The following is a 13,792-nucleotide window of genomic DNA, read 5'->3' on the forward strand; positions in this document are numbered from 1 at the left end:
TCGGACCGATATCCGACCGTGCGGTGCGGGTGCCGGAGAGGAGGATGGGGACACCCGCGCTCCCCCGACCGACCGGACGTCGCCGCCGGCTGCTCGACCGCCTCGGCGTGCCCGCCGCCTGACCACCGGAGCCCCCGATGACCCGTTGGACCCCCGACCCGACCTTCTATCCCTCCCCCCGCGAGGCCGCCACCGCGCCGGCCGAGAAGCTGGCCTACGTGGCCGCCTTCGACCGCGACGCCCAACGCCCCGACGCGATCGTCGTGCTCGACACCGACCCCGACTCCCCCGACTACGGCCGGGTGGTCGGCTGGACGGAGCTGCCGAACACCGGCGACGAGCTGCACCACTTCGGCTGGAACGCGTGCAGCAGCGCGCTCTGCCCGACCGCCCCGCACCCGCACGTGGAACGCCGCTACCTGATCGTGCCCGGGCTGCGGTCGTCCCGGATCCACGTCATCGACACCAAGCCCGACCCGCGGGCGCCGAAGGTGGTCAAGGTCGTCGAGGCGGAGGAGCTGGCGAAGCGGGCCGGCTACTCCCGGCCGCACACCGTCCACTGCGGACCCGACGGCATCTACGTCTCCGCGCTCGGCGGTGCCGACGGCGAGGAGGGCCCGGGCGGCATCGCCATCCTGGACCACACCACCTTCGACGTCCGCGGCGCCTGGGAGGCCGACCGGGGGCCGCAGTTCCTCGCGTACGACGTGTGGTGGCACCTCACCCAGGACGTGCTGGTCACCAGCGAGTGGGGCACCCCGTCGATGATCGAGGACGGCATCGTCGGCGAGCTGCTGCTCGGCCGGCGCTACGGCCACGCCATCCACTTCTGGGACCTGGCGAAGCGGCGGCACGTGCAGCGGGTCGACCTGGGCGACCAGTACCAGATGCCCCTCGAACTACGCCCGGCGCACGACCCGACCAGGTCGTACGGCTTCGTCGGGGTGGTGGTCAGCGTCGAGGACCTCTCGGCGTCGGTGTGGCTGTGGCACCGCGACGGCGACGGCCGGGACGCGCCCTGGGCGGTGACCCGGGTGATCGACATCCCGGCCGAGCCGGCCGACCCGGCGGACCTGCCCGACCTGCTCAAGCCGTTCGGCGCGGTGCCACCGCTGGTCACCGACATCGACCTGTCGGTGGACGACCGGTTCCTCTACGTCTCCTGCTGGGGCACCGGCGAGCTGCGCCAGTACGACGTCACCGACCCGTTCCACCCGGTGCTCACCGGCTCGGTGCGCCTCGGCGGCGTCGTGGCCCGCACCGCCCACCCCGCCGCCCCGGACGAGCCCCTCGCCGGCGGCCCGCAGATGGTGGAGATCAGCCGCGACGGCCGCCGGGTCTACGTCAGCAACTCGCTCTACGGCTCCTGGGACGACCAGTTCTATCCCGACGGGGTGGGGGCGTGGCTGGCCAAGCTGGACGTCGACCCGGAGCGCGGCGGGCTCACCCCGGACCCGCGGTTCTTCCCGCGCGGCGAGCAGTTCCGCGGGCTGCGGGTGCACCAGACCCGGTTGCAGGGCGGGGACGCCAGCTCCGACTCGTACTGCTTCCCGTGACCGGCACGACCCTGGCGACGCTGGCCGCGCTCGGCGCCTTCCACGGCCTGAACCCGGCGATGGGCTGGCTGCTGGCGGTGGGCCGCGGGTTGCAGGAGCGGCGGCGGGCGGCGCTGCTGGCGGCCCTGCCGCCGATCGCGCTGGGCCACCTGGCCTCGGTGGCGGTGATCGCCGCGCTGGTCACCGCCACCCGGTCGGTCACCGCCAGCCGGGCGCTCGCGGTGGCCGGCGGAGTGCTGCTGGTCGGGTACGGGTTGTGGCGGCTGCTCTCCGAGCGGCACTTCCGCTGGGCCGGGATGCGACTGTCCGCGGGACAACTGGCCGGCTGGTCGTTCCTGATGTCCTCGGCCCACGGCGCCGGGCTGATGCTGCTGCCGGTGCTGCTCGCCGAGCCGACCCCGGCGGGCGGGCCGCACGCCGGGCACCTGGCCGCCGCCCCGGCCGGCGCGCTGACCGGCCTGGCCGCGGCGGGCGTGCACACCGTCGCCATGCTCGCCGTCGCCACCGTGATCGCGCTTGTGGTGTACGAGGTGCTCGGCGTCGGCGTGCTGCGGAAGGCGTGGTTCAACGTCGACCGGCTCTGGGCCGGGGTGCTCGTCGCCGCCGGGGTGGTGACGCTGGTCGGGGCGAGCTGAGCACCGCCGCCGGGGCCGGCAATTCCTACTGCTTGAATGGGGATGGCAACGTCGCTGAACGGTCAGGAGGCCGGCATGTCCCGTACCCCGTCGTGGGAGGAGGCCCGGCACGACGACCTGCGGGCCCGGCAGTGGCTGGCCGGCCGGGCCGACGGCGGCGGGGTGTCCCGGCAGGGCCTGCTGGAGCTCGGCGCGGCGATGGGCGCGCTGACCGCCGCCGCGCGGGAGCGGGAGCCCGTGGCGGTCGCCGCCGACCCGGTCGGTGTCGACCCGGGCGGCATCGTCAAGCCGCTTCCCCCCGAGCTGCTCACCCCGCTGGACACCAACGCGGAGATGCGCTGGGCGGCGATGGCCGGGCAGGGGTACGTCGTCCCCACCGACCGGTTCTTCGTCCGCAACCACACCCGCACCCCCGCCATCGACCCGGACCACTGGCGGCTGAGCCTGCACGGCACCGGGCTGCGCGGCCGGCCCGGGCGGGACCGGCCGGTCGAGTTCGGTCTTGCCGACCTGCGGCGGCTGCCCGCCGAGCGGATCACCGCGCTTGTCGAGTGCGCCGGCAACGGGCGCCGGTTCTTCGACACCCAACAGGGCACTCCCGCACCGGGAGTGGCCTGGGGCCTGGGCGGCGTCGGGGTGGCCAGCTGGACGGGAGTACGGCTGTCGACGGTGCTGCGGCTGGCCGGGCTCACCGACGCCGCGGTCGACGTGATGCCGGAGGGTCTGGACCCGGCGTACGTCACCGGCGGGGTGGACCTGGGCCGGGTACGCCGGCCGCTGCCGCTGCGCAAGGCCCTCGACGACGTGCTGTTGGCCTACGCGATGAACGACGAACCGCTGCCGCCGGACCACGGCTTCCCGGTGCGGCTGGTGGTGCCCGGCTGGATCGGCATCGCCTCGATCAAGTGGGTCGGCCCGGTGGAGGTCTCCGCCAGCCCGCTCTTCTCCCCCTGGAACACCCGGTTCTACCGGATGTTCGGCCCCGGGCACGCCGCCGACGGTGACCCACTCACCGCCCAGTCGGTGAAGAGCGCCTTCGAGCTGCCCTGGGACGCCCGCGTCCCGGCCAGCGCCGACCTGCTGCTGCGCGGCCGCTCCTGGTCCGGCAACGGGCCGATCCGCACTGTGGAGGTGGACACCGGGGACGGGTGGTGTCCCGCGGAGCTGGTCGCCGCCGACGCCGGTGGCCCCTGGCAGCGGTGGACGGCCCGCTGGCGCCCGCCCGCGCCCGGTGCGTACCGGTTGCGGGCCCGGGCCACCGACGTCACCGGCGCGGGCCAGCCCGACCGGGCCGCCCCGAACGCGCTGGGCTACCTCTTCGACGGGGTGGTCCGCCACCCGGTCACGGTGGCCTGACCGGGCCGGACCTGGGCCGCGCCCGGCCCGGGTAAGGCCCGCAGGGTGAGGGTGGTCATAACGACTGGACGATCACCGGTGACAGCTCCTAGATTTCTGGTCAGGTCATGAGTGCCAGCGCGAAGCCCCGGCTCGCTGGCCGGCAACCCTCCTCCACGGTGGGGTGCTCCGGGTGAGGACCGGGCACCGGCGTCGCGCCGGTGCAAGCGTGGCCTGGTTCCCAGGTCAACACACCGACCCAGGGAGAACCATGCCTGCCTTTCCTTCCGCGTCACCCGTCGCGCCGTCCGCGACCGGCCCGATGCTGGTCAAGCGGCGGCACGTCGACCTGATGCGGGTCTGCAGCGACGGCTGTCGTCGCCGCCCCACGCTCTGATCCACCCCTCCCCTGCTCGTACCACCCGAAGCGGTGCGCCCTCGTGCGGCGCACCGTCGGTGGCGTGCGCCCGTGCGCCGCCCGACATCCCTCGGAGAGACCCGTGCGATTCCTTCCCGCCCTGTCCAAGGTGGCCGCCCTCGGCGCCGCCGCCGTGCTCGCCGCCACCACGCTCACCGCCTGCGGCGGCGACGACTCCACCGCCTCGGCCGACAACCCGTACGGGTTGCAGCAGGCGGGCGTGCTGCGGGCCGGCACCCTGACCGACGCCCCGCCGAACGTGTATCTCAAGGACGGCAGGTTCACCGGCTTCGACAACGACCTGCTCACCGCGGTGGCCGGCAAGATCGGCCTGAAGGTGGAGTTCGTCGGCACCGACTTCTCCGCGCTGCTGTCGCAGGTCAACAACCGCAAGTTCGACGTGGGCAGCTCGTCGATCACCATCACCGAGGCGCGGAAGAAGACCGTCGACTTCGGCAACGGCTACGACTTCGGCTACTTCGGACTCGACGTGCCGGCCGGCTCCCCGGTCACCGGCTTCGACCAGCTCGCCGGCAAGCGGGTGGTCGTCGTGCAGGGCACCGTCCAGGACGACTACGCCACCGGCAAGGGCCTCGACCCGGTGCGGGTGCCCGACTACAACGGCGCGCTCAACCAGCTCAAGGCGGGCACCGCCGACGCCTGGATCGCCCCCGCCGAGATCGGGGAGAAGTCCGCCGCGGACAGCGCCGGCAAGATCACGGTGGCGGCCAAGGAGCTCAGCCCCGCGCCGACCGCGTACGCGGTGGCCAAGGGGAACGACAAGCTCCGCGAGGCGCTGAACAAGGGCCTGGACGAGGTGATCGCCGACGGCACCTGGACGAAGCTCCAGGCGCAGTACTACCCGGGCCGGCCCATCCCGGCCGACTTCAAGCCGGGCAGCGGCACCGTGGCGGCGCCGTCGCCGTCGGCGGCTTCCTGAGACACGCACCAGACGAGCGGGGCGGTGGGAGAACACGATGGATCCGTTGAGAACCCTGTGGGAGACCTTCTTCGACTGGGACTCCATGCGCGAGGCGCTGCCCGACATGCTGACCGTCGGGCTGCCCAACACGCTGATCCTGGCGGTCTCCGCCGCCCTGCTCGGCTCGGTGCTGGGCATGCTGCTGGCGGTCGCCGGCATCTCGCGTACCCGGTGGTTGCGCTGGCCGGCGCGGGTCTACACCGACATCTTCCGGGGCCTGCCGGCCGCGGCGACGATCCTGCTGATCGGCGTCGGGCTGGCGCCCTTCGGCCTTCAGGTGTGGGGGCCGAACCCCTACCCGCTGGGCATCCTGGCGCTGTCGCTGATCGCCGCGGCGTACATCGGGGAGATCTTCCGGGCCGGCATCCAGAGCGTCGAGGCGGCGCAGCTGGAGGGCGCCCGGGCGCTCGGCTTCTCCTGGGGTGAGGCGATGCGGCTGGTGATCGTCCCGCAGGGCGTACGGCGGGTGCTGCCGGCCTGGGTGAACCAGCTGATCGCCCTGATCAAGGACTCCAGCCTGGTCTACTTCCTCGGCCTGCTGGCCAGCCAGCGGGAGTTGTTCCGGATCGGTCAGGACTACGCGGCCAACACCGGCAACCAGTCGGCGCTGCTGCTGGCCGGGCTGTTCTACCTGGCGCTGACCGTGCCGCTGACCCACGCGGTCAACGCCATCGACCGGCGGCTGCGGCAGGGCCGCGCGGCCACCGTGGACCCCGACGACGACGGTGGGTTGGCCCTCGCCGGCTCCACCGCGCTGCCGCCGGAGACCGCCGCCCCGAGCACGAAGGAGCCCCGATGAGCACCGCGACCGCCACCTCGGTGAGCCTCGCCGTCCGCGACGTGCACCTGGCCTTCGGCGCCAACAAGGTGCTGCGCGGCGCCGACCTGGACGTCGCCCGGGGCGGCACGGCCTGCGTGATCGGTCCGTCCGGCTCCGGCAAGTCCACCCTGCTGCGCACCATCAACCGGCTGATCGAGCCGGACGCCGGTGACGTGCTGCTGGACGGGCGCAGCGTGCTGCGCGACGACCCGGACGCGCTGCGCCAGCGGGTCGGCATGGTGTTCCAGCAGTTCAACCTCTTCCCGCACATGACCGTACTGCGCAACGTCACCCTGGCCCTGCGCCGGCTGAAGAAGCTCGGCGAGGACGAGGCGGCACAGGTGGCCCGGGAGCAGCTGGAGCTGGTCGGCCTGGCCGGCAAGGCCGACTCCCGGCCGGCGCAGCTCTCCGGCGGGCAGCAGCAGCGGGTGGCGATCGCCCGGGCGCTGGCCCTGCGCCCCGAGGTGATGCTCTTCGACGAGGCCACCTCCGCGCTGGACCCGGAGCTGGTCAAGGGCGTCCTCGGGGTGATGGCCGACCTGGCCGCCGCCGGGATGACGATGGTGGTGGTGACCCACGAGATGGGCTTCGCCCGGAAGGTCGCCGACACGGTGGCGTTCATGGACCGGGGCGTGGTGCTGGAGGCCGGGGAGCCGGCCGCCGTCTTCGAGCGGCCCGAGCATCCCCGGCTGCGCCAGTTCCTCTCCCAGGTGCTCTGACCCGCTCTCAACCGGCCGGCGCCGGCACCCGCTCCATCCGGTTCCAACCGTTCCAGCCACGCTCCCGCATCAGGTCCCGCAGCCGCTCGGAGCGTGGGTCGTACTCGTCGGTGAGCGAGTCGAGCAGGTCGAACGGCAGGTCGTCGTCCCCCACCTCGCCGAGGTCGAGCTGGCCGGCGGCCTCCGCCTGCTCGGCCAGGGCGACCATGAGGTCGGCGACCTCCGGCAGCCGGGAACAGTCGGCCGGGTCGCCGTCGAAGATCTCCGACAGCAGCCGGTAGAGGCGGACGACCTGCGGGTCGTCGAGCTCGGCGAGCTTGCCGGGCATCCACTCGCGGACGCGGTCGGGCCAGCGGGCGGCGATCAGGATCCACCCGTCCCGCTCGCCCTTGAGCATCCGCTCGGACACCCCGATCTCCCGCAGCCGGTCGAGGTAGTGGGCCACCTCGGGTGGCAGCACCAGGCGGTCGCCGGCAGCGAGTTGGGCTATCTGCCGACGGCTGGTCTCCAGCCTCTCGATCTCGTCGCGCAGGCGACTGTCGATCCGCCGGACGGCGTCGGTGAAGGTCGACTCGTCCGCGTCGAGCAGCACACCGATCCGGGACAGCGGCACGCCGGCGTTGGCCAGGGTACGGATCCGGATCAGCGACACCACCGCCGTGGCGCCGTACCGCCGGTAGCCCGAGGCGTCCCGTTCCGGCTCGGGCAGCAGCCCGACCTGGTGGTAGTGCCGTACCGCCCGCACCGTGACGCCCGCGTACGACGCCAGTTGACCGATCGTCAGCATGGTCAGGATCCTGCCTCAGGAGATCCGGCGCCGGTACGCGACAGCGGCGAGCAGGTAGGCGACGACCAGGATGCCGGCGCACCAGGCCAGGGCGACCCAGAGGTCCGCACCGACCGGCTGCCGGGTGAACAGGTGCCGGATCGCGTCGACGATGGCGGTCACCGGCTGGTGCTCGGCGAAGGCGCGTACCGGACCGGGCATCGACCCGGTGGGCACGAACGCCGAGCTGACGAAGGGCAGCAGGATCAGCGGGTAGGAGAACGCGCTGGCGCCGTCCACCGACGTGGCGGTGAGGCCGGGGATCACCGCGAGCCAGGTCAGGGCCAGGGTGAACAGCACCAGGATCCCGGCGACCGCGAGCCAGCCGAGCACGTTCATGCCGGTGCGGAAGCCGATGAGCAGGGCGACGCCGACCACGACCACGAGCGAGACCAGGTTGGCCACCAGCGAGGTCAGCACGTGCGCCCACAACACCGCCGACCGGGCGATCGGCATGGACTGGAAGCGTTCGAAGATGCCGCCCTGGATGTCGAGGAAGAGCCGGTAGGCGGTGTAGGAGATGCCCGAGGCGATCGTGATGAGCAGGATGCCGGGCAGCAGGTAGTTGACGTACGAGTCGGCGCCGGTCTCGATCGCGCCGCCGAAGACGTAGACGAAGAGCAGCATGAAGGCGATCGGCATGATCGCGGTGGTGACGATGGTGTCCGGGCTGCGGCCGATGTGCCGCAGCGACCGGCCGAGCAGGGCGGCGGTGTCGCCGAGGAAGTGCCTGTTCATCGCTGTCCCTGCTCCGTTCCGGCGCCGACGAGGGTGAGGAAGACGTCCTCGAGGGTGGGCTGCTTCTCGACGTACTCGACTGTGGCGGGTGGGAGGAGCCGCCTGAGCTCACCGAGGGTGCCGTCGACGACGATCCGGCCCTCGTGCAGGATCGCGATCCGGTCGGCGAGCTGCTCGGCCTCGTCGAGGTACTGGGTGGTGAGCAGCACCGTCGTGCCGCCCGCGGCGAGCTCCCGGACGGCCTGCCACACCTCGAGGCGGGCCTGCGGGTCCAGCCCGGTGGTCGGCTCGTCGAGGAAGACCACCGGCGGGTTCCCGATCAGGCTCATCGCGATGTCCAGCCGGCGGCGCATGCCACCGGAGTACGTCCCGACCCGGCGGCCGCCCGCCTCGGTCAGCGAGAAGCGCGCCAGCAGGTCGTCCGCGATCCCGCCCGGGTCCTTGAGGTGCCGCAGCCGGGCGATCAGGACGAGGTTCTCCCGCCCGGTGAGGATCTCGTCGACCGCCGCGAACTGCCCGGTGAGGCTGATCGAGGCGCGTACGTCGGCGGCCCGGGTCGCGACGTCGAGGCTGTTCACCCGGGCGGTCCCGGCGTCGGCCCGCAGCAGGGTGGCCAGGATCCTCACCATGGTGGTCTTGCCGGCGCCGTTCGAGCCGAGCAGGGCGACGATGCTGCCGCGGGCCACGTCGAGGTCGACGCCGCGCAGCACCCGCAGGTCCTTGTACGACTTCTCCAGGCCCCGCACGTGGATCGCGGGCTCCGGAGTCGGTTGTGTTGCGGAAGGGATGTCCATGCCGGTGAGCATGGAGGGTTGACGCAGCGTCAGGGTCAAGCCCGCGGTCCGAGTCGCTCACCCATGCGTACGGTGGCCCCGTCCGCCAGCGGTTCGATCGTCCCGGCGTCTCGTGAACACACCAGAACGACCGTGGAACCGAACTCGAAGTGTCCGAGGGCAGCCCCCGTCTCCACCGCGACCGGCGGATCGTACCGACGGTGCTGCACCTGACGCCGCCGGGCGTTCGTGTGCAGGTCGTCGAACGCGAGGCGGGTCATGCCCACCATGGTGGCGCCGACCGCGACGATCGCCATGCGGCCGCCGCGCTCACCGTCGACCTCGACGACAATGCGCTCGTTCACCGCGAAGAGATTGGCCACGTTGGCCACTGCGGCGACGTTGACCGGCCAGAGTTCACCAGGGATGTAGGTGGCCGCGGTGACATTCCCGGACACCGGAAAATGGATGCGGTGGTAGTCCTTGGGCGAGAGATAAAACGTGGCGTATGTGCCCCGCTCGAATCTGTGCGCCAGTTCGCGATCGCCGAGCAGCGCGGCGAGGGAATAATTGCGCCCCTTTGCCTGCACGAGTGTGTCTGAATCAACGGTTCCGTACGCTCCGACGGTGGCGTCCACCGGGGAGACGATGGCGTCCGACGCGAGGGGACGGAGCCCTGGCCTGAGGGTTCGGGTGAAGAACGCGTTGACGGTCGGGTACTGCTCGAGGGGCAGGGCCGCCTCCTCCGGCCGGGCGCCGAAGATGCGGCTGTAGCTGCGGTAAGCCGGGCCGCGCCACGGGACAGGAACGGTGCGCGTGGCAAGCCATCCGGCTCCGCGACTGAGCGCATGCTTGGGAAGAACCGAGAGGACAAGAATGAGCATTCGGCCGAGCATCGAGGAATTCTAACACGCTTCTCGTTCACCGAGATCGGGTGCTCGATCCTGATGAATGAGGTCGATTTCCTGATAGTCGACGCCGCGACGAGCATCCCAATCTCGAGCCCGTCGATCCACTGGCAACGCAGACCCGCCGGGTGACGTTGGAGCACTAGGGTGGTCGATGAGCCGACACCGGGAGGGCGGTCATGGCGGGCGCGACGACCGACGGCGTACGACGGGCGACGGTGCTGCTGGCGCTCGCCGGATCGGCGTTGCTGTTCAACACCACCGAGAACCTGCCGATCGGCCTCCTGCCGCTGATCGCCGCCGACCTGGACGTGCCGCTGCCCTGGGTGGGCTGGCTGGTCGGCGGGTACGGGCTGGCGGTGGCCGCGGTGTCCCTGCCGCTGGCGCACTGGACCCGGGACGTGCCCCGACGCTGGCTGCTCGGCGGGGTGCTCGCCGTGCTGACCGCCGCCACCCTGCTCGGCGCGCTGACCGGGACGTACCCGGTGCTGCTCGGCGCCCGCATCGCCACCGCGGTGGCCCAGGCGCTGTTCTGGGCGGTGACCGCGCCGGTGGCGGTGGGGCTCTTCTCCCCCGGCGTGCGCGGCCGGGTGGTCGCCGTGATGTCGGTCGGCGGCTCGCTGGCCACCGTGGCCGGGGTGCCGGCCGGCACCTGGCTCGGCCAGCGCGACGGTTGGCGGCTGCCGTTCCTGCTGGTCGCCGCGGCGGCGCTGGTCACCCTGGTGGTGGTCGTCGCGCTGCTGCCGACCACCGCCCCGGAGCACAGCCACGGCGCGTACGCGCAGGCGCCACACACCGGACGGTTCGCGGCGCTGCTGGTGGTCACCGCCGTCTCGGTGACCGGGATGTTCACCGGCTTCACCTACGTGACACAGCTGCTCGACCGGGCCGGCCTGACCAGCGCGGCGGTCGGCCCGCTGCTCGGCGTCTTCGGCGTCGCCGGGATCGCCGGGGTGGCGCTGGTCGGCCGACTGGTGGACCGGCATCCGCGGGCGGTGCTGGCGGGGACCGTCGGAGGGCAGGCGGTGGCGCTGGTCGGACTCGGCCTGCTCACCCATCGCGTCGTGCTGGTCGCCCTGCTGGCCCTGCTCGGCCTCGCTGCGGTGCCGATCTTCATGATCACTCAGGCGCGGGTGCTGCACGTCAGTCCGGGCCGCACCGAGCTGGGCTTCGCGGCGAACTCGGCGATCTTCAACGTCGGCATCGCGGCGGGCGCGCTGCTCGGCGGGCTCGTGCTGTCGTCGCTCGGTGCCCGGGCGGCGTTCCTGGCCGGCGGGCTGGTGACCGTCGTGGCGCTGGCGGTGGTGCTGGCCGAGCCGCTGGTCACCGGCGCCGATCCGGACTCCCGAGCGGTCTCGGTGGGTTCGCCGGATCACTCCGTCGCCCCGGCCAGGTAGCCGCTGGCCTGCAGCTCGAACAGCTCCCGGTAGAGGCCGCCGGCGGCCATCAGCTCGTCGTGGTTGCCGCACTGGACCAACCTGCCGTGGTCCATGACGAAGATCTGGTCGGCGTGCCGGACGTTGGCCAGCCGGTGGGTGATCAGGACGACCGCCCGGTCGGGGCGGCGGCGCAGGTGCTGGAAGAGCGCGTACTCGGCGCGGGCGTCCAGGGCGGCGGAGGGTTCGTCGCAGATCAGCAGCCGGGCGTCCCGGTAGAGGCCGCGGGCGGCGACCAGCCGCTGCCACTGCCCGCCGGAGAGGTCCTGACCGTTCTTGAACTCCCGGTCCAGCAGGGTGTCGTAGCCGAACGGCAGGCCGGCGATCATCTCGTGCGCGGCGGCGGCCCGGGCGGCCTCCTCGACGCTGGGTCCGGCGCCCCCGTCACGGTCGTGCCGGCCGACCCGGATGTTCTGCCCGGCGGTGAACGGGAACTTCCAAACCCCGGCGGCCAGGGTTGAGCCCGATCGCCGCCGCGGTGTCCCGGCGGCTGGTGGCCCAGGCCAGCGTCACCGCCTCCCGGACCAGGTGGGGCAGGCGCCGGGCGACCGCGGCGAAGCTGGTGTGGGCGAACTCGGTGGCGTGGTGCATCCAGTGGCCGTCCTCCAACTCCGGGAGGTCCAGCTCGCCGTCGTCGTCGGGGGCGCCGTCGGGCTCGGACGCGCGGCGGGGACCGATCACCGTCGCCATGGGAGTACCTCCTCGGGGGCCGGGCACCGGAAGCAGGCAGAGAATACTTTCCGCAACCTGGTGGTGTCATTGGGTGACCGGCGTGTCGTACAGGTGTCCCAAGAGCGTGTCGCCGACCACCTTGCGGTACGGGTCGGCGGTGTCGCGTCGCGCGGTCGTCCGGGGGGTGGCAGGCTGGACGGTGAGCCGCCGGACGGCCCGAGGACGGTCACCGGCGAACCGTGGTGAAGGAGAGAAGCGACCCGATGGCTGCGAGTGTGACCACCACCGACGAATGGCAGGCGCTGCGCAAGCACGCCGAGACGATCCGCGGCACCCACCTGCGGGAGCTGTTCGCGGCCGACCCGCAGCGGGGTGAGCGGCTCACCGGCGAGATCGCCGACCTGCACGTGGACTACAGCAAGAACCGGGTCACCGACGAGACGCTGGATCTGCTGGTGGGGCTGGCCGGGCGGGCCCGGCTCACCGAGCGGATCGCCGCCATGTTCGCCGGCGAGCACATCAACTCCACCGAGGACCGGGCGGTGCTGCACACCGCGCTGCGGCTGCCGCGGGACGCCTCGCTGACCGTCGACGGGCAGGACGTGGTCGCCGACGTGCACACGGTCCTCGACCGGATGTCGGCGTTCGCGCAGCGGGTGCGCTCCGGGCAGTGGCGCGGGCACACCGGCGAGCGGATCCGCACCGTGGTCAACATCGGCATCGGCGGCTCCGACCTGGGCCCGGTGATGGCGTACGAGGCGTTGAAGGCGTACCGGGACGGCGGGATCAGCTGCCGGTTCGTCTCCAACATCGACCCCACCGACATCCACGACAAGACCCACGACCTGGACCCGGCGACCACGCTGTTCGTGGTGGTCTCCAAGACGTTCTCCACCCAGGAGACGCTGGCGAACGCCAACCAGGCCAAGACCTGGCTGCTCTCCGGGCTGGACGCCGACGACGACGCGGCGATCGCGAAGCACTTCGTGGCGGTCAGCACCAACGCCCAGCGGGTCGGCGACTTCGGCATCGACCCGGAGAACATGTTCGGCTTCTGGGACTGGGTGGGTGGGCGATACTCGCTGCCCTCGGCGGTCGGGCTGGCGGTGATGCTGGCGATCGGGCCGGACCGGTTCCGCGAGCTGCTGGCCGGCTACCACGCCGTCGACGAACACTTCCGCACCACGCCGATCGAGCGCAACGTGCCGGCGCTGCTCGGCCTGCTCAACGTCTGGTACGTCGACTTCCTGGGCGCGCAGACCCACGCGGTGCTGCCGTACTCGCAGTACCTGCACCGGTTCCCTGCGTACCTCCAGCAGCTGACCATGGAGAGCAACGGCAAGTCGGTCACTCTGGACGGGACGCCGGTGGACTACGCCACCGGTGAGATCTTCTGGGGCGAGCCGGGCACCAACGGGCAGCACGCTTTCTACCAGCTCATCCACCAGGGCACCCTGCTCATCCCGGCGGACTTCATCGGGTTCAGCCGGCCCAACCACGACCTGGCCGACATGCACGACCTGTTCATGTCGAACTTCTTCGCCCAGACGGCCGCGCTGGCCTTCGGTCGGACGAAGGAGCAGGTGGAGGCGGAGGGCACCGATCCGGCGGTGGTGCCGCACCGGGTGATGCCGGGCAACCACCCGACCACCTCGATCATCGCTCCGATGCTGACCCCGGGCACGCTGGGCCAGCTGATCGCCCTCTACGAGCACGTCGTCTTCACCTCCGGCGCGATCTGGGACATCAACCCGTTCGACCAGTGGGGGGTGGAGCTGGGCAAGGTGATGGCCAACCAGCTCGCCCCGAAGCTCACTGGCGACACCGCCGATCTGTCCGACGTGGACTCGTCGACGGCGGCGTTGATCCGCCGCTACCGGTCGCAGCGCGGCCGGTCCTGAGCACCGCGCGACGGCGGCCGGGTCACCACGACCCGGCCGCCGTCTTCTTTCGTACGGGAAAACTGGTCCAACC

At 72.2% G+C, this 13,792-nt stretch carries 14 protein-coding genes, 1 pseudogene and 1 riboswitch; of the genes and pseudogenes, 9 read left to right on the forward strand and 6 right to left on the reverse strand.

Features of this window, described 5'->3' with window-relative positions; all coding sequences use genetic code 11:
• The first annotated feature begins 137 nt into the window (after positions 1 to 137).
• The 7 genes from GA0070564_RS09305 to GA0070564_RS09330 all read left to right on the forward strand — a co-directional run bounded on the left by GA0070564_RS09305 (position 138) and on the right by GA0070564_RS09330 (position 6,465).
• Complete coding sequence (locus tag GA0070564_RS09305) at positions 138 to 1,556, forward strand: selenium-binding family protein (protein ID WP_091605826.1); 1,419 nt, start codon at positions 138 to 140, stop codon at positions 1,554 to 1,556.
• The gene (locus GA0070564_RS09310; protein ID WP_091605830.1) at positions 1,553 to 2,191 is read left to right on the forward strand and encodes a hypothetical protein; all 639 of its coding nucleotides are present in this window, start codon (positions 1,553 to 1,555) and stop codon (positions 2,189 to 2,191) included. The genes GA0070564_RS09305 and GA0070564_RS09310 overlap by 4 nt, the downstream gene beginning before the upstream one ends.
• Before the next feature lie 75 nt (positions 2,192 to 2,266).
• On the forward strand, positions 2,267 to 3,547 hold the full coding sequence (locus GA0070564_RS09315) for a sulfite oxidase (RefSeq protein WP_091605834.1): 1,281 nt from the start codon (positions 2,267 to 2,269) through the stop codon (positions 3,545 to 3,547).
• Positions 3,548 to 3,650: 103 nt separating this feature from the next.
• A riboswitch (SAM riboswitch) is annotated at positions 3,651 to 3,762 on the forward strand.
• A gap of 35 nt (positions 3,763 to 3,797) precedes the next feature.
• A complete protein-coding gene (locus GA0070564_RS30195) occupies positions 3,798 to 3,923 on the forward strand; it encodes a hypothetical protein (RefSeq protein WP_281182122.1) in 126 nt (41 codons plus the stop codon).
• A gap of 103 nt (positions 3,924 to 4,026) precedes the next feature.
• Positions 4,027 to 4,884, forward strand: a complete 858-nt coding sequence (locus GA0070564_RS09320; protein ID WP_091605837.1) for an ABC transporter substrate-binding protein — start codon at positions 4,027 to 4,029, stop codon at positions 4,882 to 4,884.
• Between the two features lie 37 nt (positions 4,885 to 4,921).
• Entirely contained in the window at positions 4,922 to 5,725 is an 804-nt protein-coding gene (locus GA0070564_RS09325) for an amino acid ABC transporter permease (RefSeq protein WP_245669882.1), read from the forward strand.
• Positions 5,722 to 6,465: an amino acid ABC transporter ATP-binding protein gene (locus GA0070564_RS09330; RefSeq protein ID WP_091605842.1), complete on the forward strand. Its 744-nt coding sequence runs from the start codon at positions 5,722 to 5,724 to the stop codon at positions 6,463 to 6,465. The genes GA0070564_RS09325 and GA0070564_RS09330 overlap by 4 nt, the downstream gene beginning before the upstream one ends.
• Before the next feature lie 7 nt (positions 6,466 to 6,472).
• Here GA0070564_RS09330 and GA0070564_RS09335 read toward each other — a convergent pair whose 3' ends face one another.
• The 4 genes from GA0070564_RS09335 to asd are packed head-to-tail and all read right to left on the reverse strand — an operon-like array spanning position 6,473 to position 9,698.
• Positions 6,473 to 7,252 (reverse strand): MerR family transcriptional regulator, encoded by a 780-nt coding sequence (locus tag GA0070564_RS09335; RefSeq protein ID WP_091605846.1) that lies wholly within the window; start codon positions 7,250 to 7,252, stop codon positions 6,473 to 6,475.
• A gap of 15 nt (positions 7,253 to 7,267) precedes the next feature.
• Entirely contained in the window at positions 7,268 to 8,029 is a 762-nt protein-coding gene (locus tag GA0070564_RS09340; protein ID WP_091605851.1) for an ABC transporter permease, read from the reverse strand.
• Positions 8,026 to 8,823 carry an ABC transporter ATP-binding protein gene (locus GA0070564_RS09345; protein ID WP_218104900.1) on the reverse strand — a complete coding sequence of 266 codons (798 nt, stop codon included), beginning with the start codon at positions 8,821 to 8,823 and terminating at the stop codon, positions 8,026 to 8,028. Before GA0070564_RS09345 ends, GA0070564_RS09340 begins: the two co-directional genes overlap by 4 nt.
• A 35-nt stretch (positions 8,824 to 8,858) precedes the next feature.
• Entirely contained in the window at positions 8,859 to 9,698 is an 840-nt protein-coding gene (gene asd / locus GA0070564_RS09350; RefSeq protein ID WP_091605857.1) for an archaetidylserine decarboxylase, read from the reverse strand.
• Positions 9,699 to 9,889: 191 nt separating this feature from the next.
• Here asd and GA0070564_RS09355 point away from each other — a divergent pair, with 191 nt between their 5' ends.
• Complete coding sequence (locus tag GA0070564_RS09355; RefSeq protein ID WP_091605860.1) at positions 9,890 to 11,107, forward strand: MFS transporter; 1,218 nt, start codon at positions 9,890 to 9,892, stop codon at positions 11,105 to 11,107.
• On the opposite strand, the pseudogene GA0070564_RS09360 reads toward GA0070564_RS09355, so the two are convergent.
• Positions 11,083 to 11,583: pseudogene (locus GA0070564_RS09360) on the reverse strand (ATP-binding cassette domain-containing protein); the annotation flags it as partial. The gene GA0070564_RS09355 and the pseudogene GA0070564_RS09360 overlap by 25 nt on opposite strands.
• The gene (locus GA0070564_RS09365) at positions 11,531 to 11,836 is read right to left on the reverse strand and encodes a hypothetical protein (RefSeq protein WP_091605863.1); all 306 of its coding nucleotides are present in this window, start codon (positions 11,834 to 11,836) and stop codon (positions 11,531 to 11,533) included. The pseudogene GA0070564_RS09360 and the gene GA0070564_RS09365, both read right to left, overlap by 53 nt.
• Before the next feature lie 245 nt (positions 11,837 to 12,081).
• Between GA0070564_RS09365 and pgi the strand changes: the two genes are divergently transcribed.
• Entirely contained in the window at positions 12,082 to 13,719 is a 1,638-nt protein-coding gene (gene pgi / locus GA0070564_RS09370; RefSeq protein ID WP_091605865.1) for a glucose-6-phosphate isomerase, read from the forward strand.
• Positions 13,720 to 13,792 lie beyond the last annotated feature (73 nt).

Source organism: Micromonospora mirobrigensis, assembly GCF_900091555.1.
GTDB classification, from domain to species: Bacteria; Actinomycetota; Actinomycetes; order Mycobacteriales; family Micromonosporaceae; genus Micromonospora; species Micromonospora mirobrigensis.

Bases quoted from the DNA above. Each gene is read 5' to 3' on its own strand.
- GA0070564_RS09305 (WP_091605826.1), top strand. From the start codon at position 138: ATGACCCGTTGGACCCCCGACCCGACCTTCTATCCCTCCCCCCGCGAG.
- GA0070564_RS09315 (WP_091605834.1), top strand. From the start codon at position 2,267: ATGTCCCGTACCCCGTCGTGGGAGGAGGCCCGGCACGACGACCTGCGG.
- GA0070564_RS30195 (WP_281182122.1), top strand. From the start codon at position 3,798: ATGCCTGCCTTTCCTTCCGCGTCACCCGTCGCGCCGTCCGCGACCGGC.
- GA0070564_RS09325 (WP_245669882.1), top strand. From the start codon at position 4,922: ATGGATCCGTTGAGAACCCTGTGGGAGACCTTCTTCGACTGGGACTCC.
- GA0070564_RS09330 (WP_091605842.1), top strand. From the start codon at position 5,722: ATGAGCACCGCGACCGCCACCTCGGTGAGCCTCGCCGTCCGCGACGTG.
- GA0070564_RS09335 (WP_091605846.1), bottom strand. From the start codon at position 7,252: ATGCTGACGATCGGTCAACTGGCGTCGTACGCGGGCGTCACGGTGCGG.
- GA0070564_RS09340 (WP_091605851.1), bottom strand. From the start codon at position 8,029: ATGAACAGGCACTTCCTCGGCGACACCGCCGCCCTGCTCGGCCGGTCG.
- GA0070564_RS09345 (WP_218104900.1), bottom strand. From the start codon at position 8,823: ATGGACATCCCTTCCGCAACACAACCGACTCCGGAGCCCGCGATCCAC.
- asd (WP_091605857.1), bottom strand. From the start codon at position 9,698: ATGCTCGGCCGAATGCTCATTCTTGTCCTCTCGGTTCTTCCCAAGCAT.
- GA0070564_RS09355 (WP_091605860.1), top strand. From the start codon at position 9,890: ATGGCGGGCGCGACGACCGACGGCGTACGACGGGCGACGGTGCTGCTG.
- GA0070564_RS09365 (WP_091605863.1), bottom strand. From the start codon at position 11,836: ATGGCGACGGTGATCGGTCCCCGCCGCGCGTCCGAGCCCGACGGCGCC.
- pgi (WP_091605865.1), top strand. From the start codon at position 12,082: ATGGCTGCGAGTGTGACCACCACCGACGAATGGCAGGCGCTGCGCAAG.